The organism is Aureimonas ureilytica (assembly GCF_001475935.1).
GTDB lineage: Bacteria > Pseudomonadota > Alphaproteobacteria > Rhizobiales > Rhizobiaceae > Aureimonas > Aureimonas ureilytica_A.
On sequence record NZ_LDQA01000077.1, the window covers coordinates 1 to 1,469 of the forward strand.

At 61.0% G+C, this 1,469-nt stretch carries 2 pseudogenes; one reads left to right on the forward strand and one right to left on the reverse strand.

What is annotated here, in order from left to right:
• Positions 1-40: 40 nt before the first annotated feature.
• Positions 41-693: pseudogene (locus NS365_RS23855) on the reverse strand (transposase).
• 57 nt (positions 694-750) lie between these two features.
• On the opposite strand from NS365_RS23855, the pseudogene NS365_RS21760 reads away from it, so the two are divergent.
• A pseudogene (locus NS365_RS21760) lies at positions 751-1,332 on the forward strand (transposase); the annotation flags it as partial.
• Between the last annotated feature and the right edge of the window lie 137 nt (positions 1,333-1,469).

Below are 1,469 nucleotides of genomic sequence, written 5' to 3' on the forward strand. Positions count from 1 at the left end.
GGGACTGTCAGGAATTTCGTGTGGGGCGGCGGATTGAAGATCAGGCCGCCATAGCCTTTGTGAATCGCTCGCCGAAGAGGATGGCGAACTGGGCCTTGGCCATGGCCCATTCACGCGGGGCCATCTTCCACTCCTTTTCCGAGCGGTTCAAGACCAGGAAGAGAAGCTTCATCGCGGCATCGTCGTTCGGGAAGTGGCCTCGGACCCGGACGGCGCGGCGAAGCTTGGAGTTCAGGGCCTCAATCTGGTTGGTGGTGTAGACGATCCGGCGAACCTCTTCCGGGAAAGCCCTCCAGGCCATCGACCACAGCCAGAAGCACGTCCTCGACGTCGCGGTTGCTCATGCTCAGCGCAAACGCGACGCGTTTGTCGCGACCGGGCCTACATCGAGATCACCTTCTCGTCGAAGCCCGGAAACCGCCTTTGGTACTTGGCGATAAGTTGCGGATCGAAGCTTGCCTGACGATCCCGGGGCACGGAAAGATCCAGCCGGCCCGTGACGGTCGTCACCGTCTTCCGGCCATAGCCGTTGCGGCTGTTGCCCGCCTCGTTCTCACCGGACAGATGATGATCCATCTCGCCGTTCAGCGCCCGCTCCGCCAGCGCCTTCTTCAGATCGTCCAGAAGGCCGCCCGGATCAAACGCCGTCTTGGGAAGCGCATCAGGAATATGAGGGGCTTTGCGTCGTGCCATCGGGAACCTCCTTCGGGTCCACTATGGCCGCCCCACACAAAATTCCTGACAGTCCCGAAGGATGGCGGACCGCCGGATCGAGCACAACGCAACTTCACCGATCCCGACAGCCGTATCCTGCCGACCCGTGGCGGCTTCGTGCAGGGCTACAACGGCCAGATCGCCGTCGATGCGGCTTATCAGGTCATCGTGGCGCACCGCCTCGTAACGAACTCCGCGGACTCACGCGCCCTCGTGCCGCTGATTGACGATGTTCGCTCCCATCTCGGTCGTAAACCGCGTGAACTCTCGGGCGATGCCGGCTTTGCCAACGAGGCGAACCTATCGGCGCTGAAGCAGCGCAGGATCACGGCCTATCTGGCTCCAGTACGGGCCCGCCATGGCGAGGCGAATGCGACGGGACAGCGCAAGCTGACCAAAACACCTCTGATGAGCGCCATGGCCACGCGCCTGAACAGAGCTGGACGCAGAAGCCGCTACCGCCTGAGAAAACAGATCGTCGAGCCGGTCTTCGGGCCGATCAAGCAGGCCAGAGGCTTCCGGCAGTTCCTCCTACGTGGGCTCGATCAGGTCCGATGCGAATGGGCGATGATCCGCACCGCCCACAACATTCTGAAACTGGCCAAAGCGACCCGCTGAGGCCAAACGCACAGCAATCAGCGTCACGGTACAGCATACGACTCTCGCCTACTCTTATATACATCTGACGCTGCCGAAGATCTACTCTGTTTATCTTATGGTGGGCGACGTATTATCTAAAAACACGTATCACCGCA